Source organism: Microcoleus sp. CAWBG27 (assembly GCF_020883145.1).
In the GTDB taxonomy this organism is placed as follows: Bacteria; Cyanobacteriota; Cyanobacteriia; order Cyanobacteriales; family Microcoleaceae; genus Microcoleus.
The window spans coordinates 42,076-58,017 of record NZ_JAHREU010000026.1 but is presented as its reverse complement, the minus strand read 5'-3'; the positions used below and the strand labels follow the sequence as shown (position 1 = coordinate 58,017).

General features: G+C 45.8%; 9 protein-coding genes. 2 read left to right on the top strand and 7 right to left on the bottom strand.

Annotated features, from left to right (window positions below):
• Window positions 1-53 precede the first annotated feature (53 nt).
• From QZ938_RS16300 to QZ938_RS16285, 4 genes are all read right to left on the bottom strand, one after another.
• On the bottom strand, window positions 54-2,054 hold the full coding sequence (locus tag QZ938_RS16300; RefSeq protein WP_293153531.1) for a chromosome partitioning protein ParA: 2,001 nt from the start codon (window positions 2,052-2,054) through the stop codon (window positions 54-56).
• A 336-nt stretch (window positions 2,055-2,390) separates the two neighbouring features.
• Complete coding sequence (locus QZ938_RS16295; RefSeq protein ID WP_293352398.1) at window positions 2,391-5,399, bottom strand: peptidase domain-containing ABC transporter; 3,009 nt, start codon at window positions 5,397-5,399, stop codon at window positions 2,391-2,393.
• Complete coding sequence (locus QZ938_RS16290; protein ID WP_293153537.1) at window positions 5,396-6,145, bottom strand: peptidylprolyl isomerase; 750 nt, start codon at window positions 6,143-6,145, stop codon at window positions 5,396-5,398. Before QZ938_RS16290 ends, QZ938_RS16295 begins: the two co-directional genes overlap by 4 nt.
• 126 nt (window positions 6,146-6,271) lie before the next feature.
• Window positions 6,272-10,138, bottom strand: a complete 3,867-nt coding sequence (locus tag QZ938_RS16285) for a glycosyltransferase (RefSeq protein WP_293352400.1) — start codon at window positions 10,136-10,138, stop codon at window positions 6,272-6,274.
• 361 nt (window positions 10,139-10,499) lie between these two features.
• On the opposite strand from QZ938_RS16285, the gene QZ938_RS16280 reads away from it, so the two are divergent.
• A complete protein-coding gene (locus QZ938_RS16280) occupies window positions 10,500-12,173 on the top strand; it encodes a methyltransferase domain-containing protein (RefSeq protein WP_293352402.1) in 1,674 nt (557 codons plus the stop codon).
• Window positions 12,174-12,410: 237 nt separating this feature from the next.
• Window positions 12,411-13,292 carry a calcium-binding protein gene (locus QZ938_RS16275; RefSeq protein ID WP_293153543.1) on the top strand — a complete coding sequence of 294 codons (882 nt, stop codon included), beginning with the start codon at window positions 12,411-12,413 and terminating at the stop codon, window positions 13,290-13,292.
• Between the two features lie 135 nt (window positions 13,293-13,427).
• Here the strand turns inward: QZ938_RS16275 and QZ938_RS16270 are convergent, their stop codons facing one another.
• The 3 genes from QZ938_RS16270 to QZ938_RS16260 all read right to left on the bottom strand — a co-directional run bounded on the left by QZ938_RS16270 (window position 13,428) and on the right by QZ938_RS16260 (window position 15,763).
• Window positions 13,428-14,231 (bottom strand): MOSC domain-containing protein, encoded by an 804-nt coding sequence (locus tag QZ938_RS16270; RefSeq protein ID WP_293153545.1) that lies wholly within the window; start codon window positions 14,229-14,231, stop codon window positions 13,428-13,430.
• 301 nt (window positions 14,232-14,532) lie between these two features.
• Window positions 14,533-14,832 (bottom strand): putative quinol monooxygenase, encoded by a 300-nt coding sequence (locus QZ938_RS16265; RefSeq protein ID WP_293153548.1) that lies wholly within the window; start codon window positions 14,830-14,832, stop codon window positions 14,533-14,535.
• 253 nt (window positions 14,833-15,085) lie between these two features.
• Window positions 15,086-15,763, bottom strand: coding sequence for a hypothetical protein (locus QZ938_RS16260; protein WP_293153551.1), 678 nt, complete (start codon window positions 15,761-15,763; stop codon window positions 15,086-15,088).
• Window positions 15,764-15,942 lie beyond the last annotated feature (179 nt).

Genomic DNA, 15,942 nt, shown 5'->3' with positions numbered 1-15,942 from the left:
AGTCATCAAGTTTGTAGTGAGGACTTTAGTCCTCTTCAATTCTGTTCAGCCAATTACTTAACAGTCTTGAACGTATCCAGTTTGCCAGTAAATCGGTTGATAAACATCTGCAAAACAGTCCGCTTGCCGATATTGATATTAGAACTTACGGCCATTCCCGACTGCAAGTTAACTTCCTGTTCATTTGACTTGCCCTTGTTCAAGACAAACTTTTGATTTTTGAGCTTAATTTTGGTTTTGAAAGCGTAGTATTTCCGAAGTTCAGTAGGAGGTTCAGCATCGCTGCTAATCTCTTTCACTTCACCCTGAGCAGTACCAAATTCCAAGGCAGGAAAAGCTTCAACATTTATCTCCACAGGCACGCATTCGTAGTGCGTCAGACCCAATTTCTCTCTATTAACTTCCTTCTCAGGACACAGGCAGCTTTTACCTACTTCGCAGTCAATTTTTTCTCCATCTAATTGTTTGCCGTGATATTTTTCTAATTTTTGTCGCTTCTGTTTCATACCATCCAAAACAAGAGCTACGTTGCTGTTTTCCAGGTAAACAACTGCTTGCAAGCCGTTTTCATCATCCAAAACCTTAAGCAGCTTCTCTGTTTGCTGCGCTTCGTAATAAGCTTCTTCGCAGCGTTTGGGGCGCGGTTCTCCAGGTTTTACCACTGAGTTAATAATGGATTGGCAGATCGGATCTTTAGCTAGATCCAACTTCGCATTCTCCTTCTTAGAAGGTTTCAAATCGAAGATAACGCCGGATACGGGAGCCTTCATAATTTGAGTATCGCGAACTTGCTGCGCTTTTTCTAGCTGAGCATTTACTTCGGACAGCTTTTTCAGGTTTTCCACTTTGAAGCGGCTGAGTTGAGAATCGCTGCTGGCAATTTGTTTCTGGTTTTCAGCAATTTTGGTGTAAAGTTCTTTTGCCCAGGCATCCTTGGTATTTTTCAACTGTTCTTGGGCGCGGGCGATCGACTCTTGAATGCGCGCTTGCTCTCCTTGCTGGCGCTGTACTTCAGCGGTTATTTTTTGGATGTCACCTTGACGCGCGTTAATTTCGCCTCGGCGGGTATTGATCTCACCTCTGCGGGTATTGATTTCGCCTCTACGGGCGTTGATTTCACCCTCGCGCTGCTTGATTTGATCTTGCTGTTTCAGAACGTCGCCTTGCCCTCTGAAAACATCTTGTTCCTGCTTTTCTCTTTGTAGTTCAGCGATCGCTCCTTGCTCCACCAGCGGGCCTAATCTGCCCAAAATGCCTTGATTTGACTTCAATACTTGTTGAGATTTGGCTAACTGTTCTTCGGCCAACTCTTTTTGAGCTAGAGCTGATTTGACTTGCTCTTGGGAAGAGGCTAACTGCTGCTGAGAGTAATTTAATTGGTTCTGAGCAAAACCCAATTGTTGCTGCGCTACCGTCATTTGATCGCCGGCGGCTTTCTCAGCATTCTCGGCTTGCTTGAGTTGTTTGTCCAACTCCTGAACTTGTCCTTGGGCGGCGGCTACCCGAGACAGATATTCCGATCGATAATTAACATACAGTCCTTGCTGGGCTGCATCAAAATTTCCGCTGGCTCCCCGGTTAAGGTATAGCTCGTCAATCAAAGCTTGCAGCACTTGATTTTGTGCTGCGAGGCTCTGTCTGTCTTTGATTGTCGATTCTAGGTTGGAAGGAATAGGGCCTTGAACTTTGCCACTAACGACATCTTCGTAAAATTTATTTTCTTTTTCCAGCGCTTCTTTCGTTTTCTTAATCGATGTTAAATCGGCACTGGGTGCAAGGGGGTTGAAAGTGAGCAGGGGCTGGTTTTTTTCGACCCGATCGCCATTTTCGACGTGCAGCCTCACCACAGCGCCCGTAGCAGGCGCTTGGATGTCTCTAGCACCATCTTTGAGTTCCAATTGGCCGACAGCGGGGACAGCTTGCTCTACGCTAGCAAAATAAGCCCAAACTACGGCAGAAGTGGTCATCAGCATGATCATCCACAAAAACAAGCGCGACCAAATCGCTGGTTTTTCCAGAATGACTGCTTGTTCAGAAAGGATTACCGATTTCATAGCCATTTGTTAGGTGTTAGTTGTTAGTTGTTAGTTGTTATTTGTTATTTGGGCATTGGGCATTGGGCATTGGGCGGAGCGTAGCGGAGGGATTGGGCATTGAGCATTTATTATTATAAAAGCTATTAACAAGCGATCGCTAACCACTAAGTATTACCAGAAAGAATTGGTTGAAAGCCGGAACCCTTTGAGGGAGAAATTAAAATCAGACGATTCATTACTCCAATCAGACGATTCATTACTCCAATCCTCTTCCTTAAGGATAGAGGTCGCTCTCAAACTGTCAACTGTCAACTGTCAACTGTCAACTGTTGAACGATGCCCCATGCCCCATCATTAGGTGTTCGATGACTCTTGTTGTTGGAAGAGACAGTAGTAACGCCCTTTAAGAGCCATTAATTCTTTATGCGTTCCCTGCTCGACTACAGAACCTTGATCCATCATAATAATGACATCAGCATTTTGGATTGTAGTCAGGCGGTGAGTGATGAAAAACACCGTGCGACCGGCGAACGCTTCGGCTAAGTTATTGCAAACTTGGCGTTCGGAATGGTAGTCCAGGGCGCTTGTAGCTTCGTCCAAAATCAGCAGTTTCGGGTTTTGCAAAATCGTCCGGGCGATCGCCAAACGCTGCCGTTGACCCCCAGAAAGCGATGAACCGCGTTCTCCCACCACCGTATTGTAACCAGCGGGCAAGCCCATGATAAAATCGTGAGCTACGGCTAATTTCGCTGCTCGCACAATTTCATCCGTACTCGCATCAGGATTGCTCAGAGCAATATTTTCTTGGACTGTACAGTTAAACAGCAAAGTATCTTGCAACACCACCCCAAGCTGAGCGCGGAGCGAATATAATTCCACTTTGGAAATGTCATAGCCGTCAATAAAAATGCGGCCCGACAGTGGCGGATAAAGACGCTGCAACAGCTTCATCGCCGTACTTTTTCCGGAACCGCTTCCCCCCACAATTCCCACAAAACTGCCAGCGGGAAAATCCAAGTTCACATTCGCCAATTGCAGGGCTCCACTCTCCAGGAATCGGAAGGAAACCTCTTCATAGGAAACCTGCCCTTGAATTGCCGGCAGCGGGATATTGCTCCGGTCTTCCTCGCTGGTTTCCGTGGGTTTATCGATGATATCCTTGAGCATATCGATCGACATCGAGACCTCTTGGAAACTCTGCCACACGCTCACAAACCTGAGGAGCGAACCAGTCACGTTACCGGAAATAATTCGGAAAGCAATCAACTGACCCAAAGTAATGTCATTGCTAAGTACCAAATAAGCTCCCACCCACAACTGAGCTAAGTTACCCACCTGGTTTAAAAAGCTGCTAATCGTACCTGCCGTAGTCCCGGTCAGAATTGTTTTAAAACTGGCTGTAATATATTTTGCGTAACGGCTAGACCACTCCCAGCGGGATTTCAATTCAATATTTTGAGCCTTAACAGTTTGAATTCCGCTGACTACTTCCACTAGATAGGATTGAGAGTCAGCAAAACGCATATTTCTTTGTTTGATCAGGCGCAGTACCAGCGGATTGATCAGAACAATCATCAGCGCCAGCACTGGTACGACTGCCAAAGATACGAAGGTTAGCTTCACGCTGTAGGAAAGCATCACGGCGACGTAAACCACCGAAAATACTGCATCAAGAACCACTGTTAAAGCGGTACCTGTCATGAATTCCCGAATCTGGCCCATCATGCTGAATTTGTAGACCAGATCTCCGACGCGCCGGTTGTCAAAGTAATTCTGAGGCAGCCGGAGCAAGTGGTCGATTACTTCCGCACTCAATTTGACATCGATGCGGTTGGAAGTATCTACAAATAAGAAGGTTCGTAAACCGTTGAGCAATCCTTCAAACAGGGCAACACCTAACAGAAACGCACCCAAAATATCCAAGGTGTCGATGCTGCGCTGACCTAATACTTTATCAATAATTACTTGGCTGATTAAAGGGTTGGCAAGACCAAATAGTTGCACAAAAAACGAGGCGAGCAATACCTCAATAAATACTGTTTTGTGTTCCATCAGCGCCGGCACAAACCACCAGAAGCTGAACTGCTCTTTTTGTTCGACTTGCGGCTCTTGGAGCAGCAGGACTTCTCCCTGTTCTCCCCAGTCTTCTCTAAACTGAGGTACCCGCATCCGCATCAGCCCCTTTTCTGGGCTGGCTAGTACCAATTCTTGCTCGGTGATGCTGTAAACAATGGCAAAGCTATCTAGGAATTTAATCATGACCGGAGCTTTGATCCGGTTGATCGCATCTGCTGGGACTTGCGCCAATTGAGGCGTCAGGCCGATGCTTTGGGCGATCGCCCCGCAGGCTTGCAGATTGATAACACCAGCGGTTTTTAACTGATTTTCTAGAACTTTGCGGATGATATCCCGACGAAATTTGATGCCGAAATACTTGCTCAACATTTGGAAGCAAGCTAGCGGGGCATCTATTTGCCCTTTGGCGCGGAAAACTGGATATTTCCCCGCCTCTGGTGTTGGGATTGGGTTTGGGGGGCGCTCGGGGGCGGGGGGTACATCGCCAAAAATGATGGGTGGCTTTTTCCCTAAGCCTCCTGTTCCTGTGGCTGTCGGGTCAGTTAAGGGATCTTCTAGCTCTGTTGGTGATGCTGAGGGTTCCCGGAAGCCGACCAAGCGGGCGCCGGCGCTGCCTTCTACTTTTAAGGATTTGGCTGCATTTTCAACAGAGAAGCGACTGCCGGTGGGAAACTCGCCCAAGACGCCGCTGCTGACTAGCCAAATTCGATCGGCATCTAGTTCGTTAGCGAGGTCTTGAGTTTTTTTGTTACCCTTTGGGACGTTGACAACTGTCGCGTCTTCCCAAGCTTGCCGAGTTAGCTCCTTGAGATCCGAAGTGCCGTCGGCTTGGCGCTGCAATTCCAGGCTCAACAGCTCAAACACTTCGCTCAAGGAAGAGTGAGCGTGAAAAGCTTCTCCAAATGTCGGCTGTTTTTCCAGTAAGTTCAGGAAATCTTCAGCAGGTAGGACGATCGCGATTACATCTGTAGAGGCGATCGCAGTTTCGCAGGGAACTCCTCTGAGCAAGCCAGCCCAGCCGAGAATTTCCTGCGACTGCACCAACCGCAAACTGACGTGGCGTTGCGATCGTTGGTCAAAGCCCAGCAGCCGGGCCTGACCTTGATAGATAATTGCCACCTGAGTCGGCATTTTTTCGCGTTCAAACAGGGGTTGCCCCGTCCGGTAGCCCAGGAGTTGGCATTTAGCCACCAAGGCTGTTAGATCCGTTTCTGACAGTCGGTCAAAGGGAGGTGTTTGAGCTAAGAAATCCTGAATTTGGGTGAGGGAAACAGCGGAAGAAGTCATGATATTGAAGACACCGAAGAGAGGGGCTGTAGCGGGCCAATTTGCGATATTTGTTCGGCGAGCCAGCTTTCAAAGAGTTCGTTAATCAGGTGCAGCCGCATCGATTCGTCGAGCTGGGCCGGCATGAACTTTTCTAGTCGAATAATTACCATCCATTCTGCCAGAGGACGCGGCGTCCAGAGTTGATTTGGCTGGCTGACTGATAAAAGTTTACTAATTGCCGGGTGAGGCTGACTGAGGGGTACTGGGCCCAACAGGCCGCCCGACTTTGACTCTGGGCCTTCTGAGAAGTCGCGAGCTACTTCAGCGAAGGTTTGTTCTCCTTCGAGGATGCGGAAGTAAAGTTCGTTTGCCAGTGCTGGATTTTTGGTGCGTACCAGGGAGTAGACTACGTGGTCTAGACTGGCTTTGCGGGTTAAAAAATAATTATCTACTTTAGGTCTCCAAGTCTCTTGCTTAAATTTTTCGATCAGCAAGGGCCTGACGGCCATCTCTTGAAGTTCTTCTTCTGTCATATTTTGACTCCGCAGCCAAGCTTCTCTGGCGTCGGGGGCTGTCAGTTGGTGCTGTACCAGAAAGTTCTCGACTGCTGATTGGCGTTCTTCGTCGCTGCAACTAAAGGATGCGATCGCTTGGTCGATGATTACACCCCGCAAGAATTGGGGCATCAACTGGTAACGCTTCAGGAGCGATGGCATATCCTGAGCTTGCAGTAATTTATCGCCTATTTGAAAAAGTCCTGTCATTTTTTAATCTCCAACTGACTTGCGCTTCCCCTTTTAATTTAGCTGTGGCAGGAAAAGAGCGACAACCACTAACCCCTCAATCTCCCGATGATAGCAGAGCGTTAAGAAACCTAGCGCTATTGCTGTCTAATTCTTGACGCTTTGCATCCAGACGGGGTTCCTTTCAAATAGTTTGCCTATTTGATGGGAGTAAGCGCGACTGTCAAGAATTTTGGGGTTGGCCGCCATTGTTTGCTGGATTCGATCCCGATAGCGCCGGCGCATTTCTGGGTTTGTTCCCAGTGCTGTACTCAGTTCTATATAAGAGTTCTCGCTATGTGCTACCAGTTCCGGAAGTTGTAGTTCTTCGAGGACTGCTGCAAATTGTCCCGATCGAGTTTTTTGCCCTTTTCTTGCCACTACAGGCAACCCGGCCAACAGCGGTTCTGCAAAGGGGCCGGCATCGCTGTATGGATAGGAGTCTAAATATATATCAGCCAATTCCAGACATTTTATGCAATCTGCACGATTTGATAGCGCTCGTATCACAACTAGCCGCTTTTTGTCAATTCCAAATTCCCCGAAGGTCGATCGAATTTGGTGGTAAAAAGGTACGGTCGGATAGTTTTCAGCGCGGGAACGAAAGGGATACAAAACTAAAATAGAATTCGGTACGCCGGCAATAATTTTTGCCCAAGTTTCTCGCAATTCTGGGATAATTGTCCCAGCCCGAGCACAGGACATGAACACTACAGATTGGTTGGTGGCTCCCCAACTGCTGCGAGTCGGTTCAACGGTGGCAGGAGCTAACTCTACAGGATAGCTGAAACAAACTCCCGAGCCTTCTAAGGTAATTAATTTTTCGCGATACTCTGCTGCATCTGCCGGCAATGCCAAATCTCCGACAATCAAACAATCGATATTGCGGGCTGCGGTAGTGGCGGGAGTGGATGCAGCGGTAGCAATTTGCACCCGCGCCAGTCGGTGCAAGCACAACAGCGCGCTGGGCCCGGAAGTGTCGGCGATATTGGTGCTAATTAGCAGAATATCTAAATCGTGCGATCGAATTTCCTGCACCTGCTGTGGCAAATTTGGCGGCAGTCGCACCAGCTTGTCAGCGCAACTTTCGCAATATTTCCCCAGTTGCTCGTCTTCTACCTGAAAACTGTACGCGATAACTTCAAATTTATCTCTATCTAAATATTCAAAACTCGGAATAGCAGCCCAAGTTTCCGATTCCGCACTAATTTTGTCGAGCAAAATCCCCAATCTAACTTTAATTGGCTTCGATACTCTTGGAGCAAAATCCCAGTTTATTTCACAGCCAATTTTTTCTAAATAAAATTCTAGAATATCAGCTCGCTGGCTCAAGACATTCAGCAAATTTGCATCGCTCAAGTACAAAGCTTTGAAGCTAACATTCTTCGCAATAAATCCGGCCACATAATACCAAACTTCCGCATCCGGAAAACTGGCGATATTCGCAGCAACATACTCGATCAAATCCTGGAAATATTCAGAATATCTTTCAACATCTCCCATTTGTTGAAAACAATTCGGAGACTGAAATAGAAATTTCAGAAAATCATCAAAAAACCACTGGGGAATCGCTGAATCTTTATACTCTAACGGCAACTGATAAGCCTCGCGGTACAGCATAGCTGCCAGACAATATGGCATCTTATCGGCAATTGTCCCTGCTGAGCCAAGTTTCGAGTATAACTGGCGGACAAAACTTTGTTCCGACTCGGTTAAAAGTTCATGTTTGAGGTGGCCCTCTAGTAGCAATTTATGAGCTTTCCCCGCTGCTTGCGAGTAAGCACTTTCTATTTTATCGACGGGACAATTTAGCCAAGCTTCAGCTAGTTGTTGGCGGCGTTGCCGCATTTGGAGCAAAATTGACTGGTTTGATGGCAATTTTTTGTACTTTTCAACCAGTGCTGACAAGTCAGATATATTAGGCTGGGTTCTCGATGCCAACTTTTGCCGGATTGTCTGTTTGATTTGTTGATTCAGGAAACTGTAATCAGGACTATTTAGAAGTTTCTTGTAAAATCTGACGACATCTTTATGATTTTCCCCAGCAGCGAAGTTTTTCCAGGTTTGTTGTTCGGGATGAATCCGCAGTGACGACAGTTTTTCGTCTACAAACCCGACGTGATAGTTTCCCATGATCCGCCACCACATATCTAAGTCTACATACTGAGATAATCCTGAATCAAACAATCCGATTTCGCCAAAAACTCGCGAGGCAATTAATACGGTACTCGGTTCGCCAATTTTGTTGATGGGGTTGTTCAAGCAGTTAGCATCTGCTAGCAAGTCTTTTCCGGGCTGAATTGATTTTAAATTCGACCAACTTTTGTGCAAATCTTTGATTGATTGGGAAGCTTTCCGCAAAATTGGGTGAGATTCATCTTCAGCGATGGTGATGCCGCGGGGGGAGAAAATCATACCTATGTCTGGGTTTTGTTGGGCGAGGGCGACCATTTTGGCGATACATTCCGGTGCGAGCAAGTCGTCTTGAAACAGAAATTTGATGTATTCACCTTTGGCTTGAGAGATGCAGAAGTTCCAGTTTTGCGATAAGCCGTAGTTGCGGTGCAGGATGATGCGGAAGTCGGCGGATGTTTGCGATAGGAAGGATTGGGCGATCGCAATTGTGCGGTCTGTGGAGCCGTCGTCGGATACAATCAGTTCTATATTAGGGTAAGTTTGGGCGATCGCGCTTTTGATTGTTTCCTCAATAAAAGCTTCTCCGTTGTACGTCGGAATGCAAATGCTCACCAAAGGCTGCCAGTTTCCCAGTTCTACTTTTGATTGAGTTTGTCGGTTTGACTGTGGGAATTCATGCTTAATTTTTGCAGACTCTGCTTTGGCAGTTCTTGACAGAGGCAAATTTTGAAAATTATCGGTAATCTCGGCAATATATTCGAGACGTTTCCTAATTTTACTTCCTGTAACTTCCGGGTTGAGTAAAGTCTGAATTTCCGCAGCAGCTACAACTCCAATTTTTTGAGATTCTTGGTAATTATTAAAAACATAGCCCATTAAATCAGCAGCGTGTCCGACATCCGGTTCGGCCCAAACATTGCCTTTTTTATAAGGCCCGCAATCTTCCTCGATTGGAACCAACTTATACTTCACTAAAAAGCTATTACCGACATTCATAAATTCTGTATTTGATGAATAACCGGTGGCAATTACAGGCTTGCCGTAAAACATCGCTTCAGCCATTGTCAAGCCGAATCCTTCGCAGCGGTGCAGCGACACGTAACAATCGGAATTATAAAGCAAACCGTTGATTTCATCTTTGGATAAATACCCGTCTTGATGTCTGATATTTGCAGAATCATCTATGGCAAAATTCAACAATTCTAAATCTTTAAGATTTTTGTCTGAGTTGGAAGATTTGATTACCAATAATACGCGGTCATCGTCACCAAAAGCTGTTTTAAATGCTTGGATAACTGCCAAAGGATTTTTGCGTTCGATGCGGCTGCAAAAGTCGAAGACAAACAGAAAAATAAATTTATCTTTAGGTAAATGCAGTTCTTCTCTGCTGAGGGAAGGTGCAGGTAAAAAAATACTGGGCATGATTTTGATGACGGGAATTGGCGAAACTTGAGAAATTGCTTCGGCACAAGAATTGCTGTAAGTCCAGATTTCGTGAAAGTGGTTAAATGCTGCCTGCCATTGAGGGGGAAATCCGGGAAGTTCCCAGGCCCAAAAGCCGATATTATATTTTTTATCAAAATAGCTGGAACCTCTATCTTTGATAAAAGTGTCAACTTCGTCGGCGTTGACTTGAATTAAATTTACCGGATGGGGATTGTCTGGGCTAAAGTTTTGATATGTGGTGTCTTTTTTACGGTGGGGACTGCGGGTAAAATTGTTGATAGCCAAGGTGATTCCGGCGGCTTCGGCGGCTCTGATGTTGGCTCTTACTCCTTCTCCTATGCCAAATTCGCCGTTGATGTAGCCGGCAATGTTTATTCCTAGATTAGGATTCATAATTTATAATGTATTTAGTACAGTGCTGTGTTTATTTTTGGGGTACGTTGTTGGGCTTGGGCCCTCTTATTCTAAGTGGTTATATAAGCTGTCAGTCATACCTCATTTTTTTGAGAACCGCTATATATCAATCTTTACACGATTGGTGAATAAGGTTTAATTGAAACGCAGAGTACGCAGAGTACGCAGAGTGAGAGAAGAGAGGGAAGAGAAAGAGTTGGTAACTGAAAATTTAGTCCTTGACAAATGTGCCGATCGCCATTGTATAATTGCATCGCCATGCTAACCTTCGGCTGGCTGTGGGTCGGCATGGGTTGTTCAGTTTTATTTTACAATAAACTAATCAGGAATTTTAGAGAAAGTGATCGATCGCGCCAACCACGACCTCTTCAAGCTGCTACCGCCGGATGCTAAAGTCATTGTTGAAATTGGCTGCGGTACTGGTTCTAGGGGCGAACACTACAAGCTGATCAATCCCCACTGTCAGTATATTGGCATTGAATGCGATCGCGAAAAAGCGAAAATTGCAGTCGATCGGCTAAACTGGGTGGCGGTAGCCGATATTGAAGAAATTGCGATCGCCAGTCTCGACATCGAACCCGAAACTGTCGATTGCTTGATTTTTGGCGACTTGTTACCCTATCTCAAAAACCCCTGGGAGATACTACAGCAGTACAGTGCTTTGCTCAAGCCGGAGGGGCAAGTTTTCGCCACAATTCCCAACGTTCAATACTGGCGGCGCATTGTCAATCTGTTGCGGGGACATTGGGAAAATCCCGACAGCAAGATGCAGCACTGGTTTACCCTGGAAAGTATTAAATCATTATTTGCTGGAGCCGGATTGCAGGTTTACGAATTGCAAGGGAAGGGACACAAAACCGAAAATTTTGCCCAATTCCAACAATTGCTGCATCCAATGGTGAAGGCTTTAGAGCTAAAATCCAGCGATTTTGCTACGGAAACTGGTGCTGAATATTATATTGTGCGATCGACCAAATCGACCGTACAGCCCCGCAGACTGCTGATCCAAACCATTATTATGGCTCCTACAGGGTGCGATCGCGTGCGAGTTCTGGAACCGGACAAATTTAGCGCCACAATTCCCGGTGTCCGCACCGTATCGGGAGTGAAAACAGCAGCATTAATTACCGAGTTTCCGGGAGAAGAAAAAGTCTTCGTCTGGCAACGGACAATCATGCAATATCCGGCTTACATTCCCAAACTCAAAGAACTACTAAAACAAGACTATTTAATAGTAGCCGAAATTGACGACAATCCCGTCCGCCGCCGCGAATACGCAGACAATAATTACCTCAGCTATCGCGGCTGTCACTGCGTTCAAACTACAACAGAACCGCTAGCCAAAATTTTGCGGCACTACAATCATAATGTTGCCGTATTTCCCAATCAACTAGCCTATCTACCACCGCCGCGAATCTATCCAGCAGAACATGCAGTCACAATATTTTTTGGCGCGCTCAACCGCGAAAATGATTGGCAGCCAATTATGGCAGCACTGAATCGAGTTTTAGTTGCACACAAACACCGAATTAGAGTTAAAGTTATCCACGACCGCAGATTTTTTGATTCCTTAGAAATACAGCAAAAGGAATTTGAATCATTTTGCACTTACGAACGGTATCAAGAAATCATGTACAGTTGCGATATAGCTTTGCTGCCGCTCGTTGCCAACCCGGTTAACGAAATGAAATCTGACTTAAAATTCATTGAATGTGCGGCGCGAGGAGTAGCGGTACTGGCGAGTCCAACCGTCTACGAACATTCGATAGTCGAAGGTGAAACCGGATTGATTTACAAACACGAAAAAGAGTTTGAAATCAAGCTAAATTCGCTGATTTCAGATACTTCTATGCGCCAAGAAATAGCCGCGAATGCTTACGAATGGGTGCGCGACAACCGCTTGCTGTGCGGACACTACCGGCAGCGCCGAGACTGGTACTTGCAAATGCGGGACGAGTTGCCGCGTTTAAATGCTGAGTTGCGATCGCGATTGCCCGAGTTGTTTGCAGACTGAATGCGGTAAGATTGATAGGGGTTTTTGTACAATACGGTTGGGAGCAGATAAGACGGCGGTTGAAACCGCGTCTACACAAACAATGTCTGCCTCCGCAGACTCAAGAATGAAGATTTGACCTAAGGTTGGAACCGATTGCTCTTCAACCTGCGGAGGCAGGTTTTGTCTGTATAGACGCGGTTTCAACCGCCCAGTCTTCCGTTTTATTGTTTAATTTTTAATTGTTGATACACACAAATGCGAATCCTATTCACTATTGCTCACTTCTACAATCCTAGCGGTGACGGGAAACACGCTTCCCAACGAAACGATCCCCAACCGCGCATCAATGCTTTAACTGCTTGCGTGACTTCGCTGCAAGCTTTGTATGGCCAATCTCAGTGCATGATTGACATTAGTGAATGTGCCACTATCCCAGCCAATAAATCTCAAAAGCACGAAATCGATATTGTTGTTTGCACTACTCAAGGTTATCACCTTTTGCCTCAACTGCCTGTCCAGCCGAGGTCTTTTATGCACCACGCTACTAAATGCGAACCGCTGCTGTTGGGGTTTGAGTGTCAGGCTGTTTTGCGTTCTTGCCTTAACAAATACGATTACTTCTGTTATTTGGAAGATGATTTAGTTCTCCACGATCCGTGGTTTTTTAGTAAATTAAATTGGTTTACGCATCATGGTGGACATGGAAATTTGTTGCAACCCAATCGCTATGAAGTATCGCCTCAAGGGGCTGTTTTTAAAGCATATATTGATGGTGATTTAGTGGCCGGAGCTACTGCTAAATTTCAAAATGTGGAGGAGCAGCCGCAGTTAGTAGGAAAAATTATGGAACAGCCAATCTCTTTTGAGCGGACTTTGAATCCTCATTCCGGTTGCTATTTTTTGAGTGCGGAACAGATGGCTCACTGGGCTAAGCAGTCTCATTTTTTGGACAGAGATACTAGCTTTGTTGGCCCGCTGGAAAGTGCGGCAACTTTGGGAATTATGCGGACTTTTAGAGTTTATAAGTCAACTCCTGCTTATGCTAATTTTTTGGAAATTCAACATTTTGGAGTGAGTTTTCTGAAGTTGATTGGTAATAAGGTGCGGATTTCGGAGGAAGTTGTAGACGGCGGTTGAAACCGCACCTACACAAACGAATTCCGCCTCCGCGGAATGAAGAGAAGATCAAACGACGGTTGAAGCCACCCCGTTTTCTTCAACCCGCGGAGGCGGGTTTTGTCTGTATAGACGCGGTTTCAACCGCCCGGTTTTCTAGGAATTCAATTTATCGCCGATGCTAACTGTACCGCTGTTGAGGATTTTGGCTAAAACTCCTGTTTGTGCGTGACCGAATTCTTGTTGCAGTAAACTGAGTAGGGCTATATCTCGATCGCCCGTTTGTGGATTTACTTCTACGTTGACACAGCGACCAATTCGTGCTGTAACTTCGATCCGTGCCGCACCTAATTGAAACTTTTTTCCGATTAACTCAAATTCCGACCAAGCTGAAATGCCCTCTAGCACAACGTTTGGGCGAAATCTGCCTACATCTATATTTTGCTGGGCGACTTCGGTTAATCGATCGAGTGTAGCTTGACTGAGGAGAGAAATATGTACCGGTTCTCGATCGGGATAACGAGTTTCCCCACTACTGTTACCGATTAACCGCAAAGGTGCAAGCTGCGGGTGTCTCGCTTCTTTTGTTGGTTGAATCGCCGCCAGATAGTCGGTAAAAAAAGTGCTGATGCGATCGCGCCCCGCTGCTGTGTTCGTTTCTGCCGATAATACTGCAACTCCTTGACGCTTGACTGTTAAAACAGCCGTTTCCGGTTGATAATGGCATTCCAAAGCTGCTAGCAGAGGCCAATCGTTTTGAACCGCCAAATATTTTTTGCTAATCCAAGACGCGCTATCGGCGGGCATCTTTGCACCTTCAAGATAATCTGTAAATAGCAGCGCAAAAGCGCGATCGCCCTTAATACCGTGTCCTTTCGTTAAAGCAAACTCCGACATTGCTTGCGGTGTTAGTCCTTTAATTGGATAAGTAAATAACTGTTTGACTGTTGCTACTATCATAAAAATCTCGGAAATTGCTACAATTTTAACTTGAGATCTTCTTCCACCTTTATTAAGGTTATGCAGGCTAGTTTGATTGTCATGCTTAAGGTATGTAGTTGCGCTTCAGCGCTCTTTATAATATTAGGAAAGAGGGCTAAAGTCCAACAACGTACCTATTTCTCTTTAATCAAGGTATGTAGTTGCGCTTCAGCGCTCTTTCCTAATATTATGAAAGAGGGCTAAAGCCCAACTACGTACCTGTTTCCATGATAACAATAAAACCACCGCAGACATTAATTTAACTCAACCTAAAAACCAATTAAGCTAGCAATTCATAGCGGCGAATATCTGGAGGTGCAACTGCTAAACCGTCTAATTTCTTCACGGCGGCTTGAATGTGAGTAGAAGCGAGATGCTGTTCGAGCAAAGCTGCACTTTCCCACTCTTCAACGAAGGTAAAATCTGTAGGATCAACTTTATTTTGGAGAAGTTCGTATTTGATGCAGCCTTCTTCTTGCCGAGTTGGCTCCATAATGCTCAGCAGTAGAGATTTAAGTTCTGCTACTTTGTCGGGAAAGGCTACGAGGCGTGCGACTACTCGCAAGTTTGGTGTGGACATAGGAGAAAAAATCAACAGATATGGCGATCGAATTTACCGAATATTTATCGGGCAAACTCTATTAAACACGATTTTATATCATGTCTGCGGTGACCACAACAATTAAATAGGTTCGTAGTGAGGACTTCAGTCCTCATCCAAGAAAGGACTGAAGTCCTCACTACAAACCTTTTTTCTTGGTGTATTCTACCTTCTTCCCTCTACCTTCTTCCCTCTACCTTCTTCCCTCTACCTTCTTCCTTCTACCTTCTTCTCAATCTTTGGGATAAAATCGCTTGTTGTCTGTAGAATATTCCCAGGCGATCGCCTCCGGGTCTTTTTCGCTACTCCACTGAGCAAACTCTGGCTTAACTTTCCATTTGCCGATCGTACTTGCATGAACCTTGAACCTGCGGGAAAGTTCCGTTTGGGTAAAAGAGATTTTGGGCTTTTGAGGAGTCTTGGTTTGAGCAATCGGAAATAAATTTGGTTTTTTATCTTGTGCTTTTTCCCGATTTGTGGGAGGCTCTTGAACAGCTACTGTTGCATTAGGTATTTCGCTTTGAGTGACAGTTGGAGCTATTTGAAAATAATACAAAATTCCGCCTTCTTCGGTTACTTGAAAATCGGCGGCAAACTCAAGAGCCCGTTCGTCGAGATATTCTTGAACCTTGTCTCCGGGGAGTTTCGCATTCATCGCCAAATCCAAGGCCGTAACTCGCCCTTGATTTTCCTTGATCAACCTGTAGAAAACCGAGTCTAAATGAGCGAGTCTGTGTTTTTGCTGCTGCTGGTAAAGCTTGTAAGCCCAAGCAATGCCCGCTGTGGTGGCGATCGCCCAAAACATCGTTCCCGACTCGAAACTGGCAACCGCCGTCAAGCAAATAGGCAAAAGCAGGGTAAGATATCCCCAAATGCTGCCCTTCTGTTGGTTATTGCTGTTTTTGACCATAGTTCCTAAACGGCTACGTAGTTTAGTTTAGCAGAGCGTGTCTGAAAGCCGCAGGAGTGTTTTGACACTGGATATCTCGATCGCCCTTGCCAAAAAACGGATACCGTCCAACGTACTCCTGTCAAGCGATCGCTTCCAATTTTACAGCCCAGTTCAAGCCCCCAGATTCAGATCGAGGA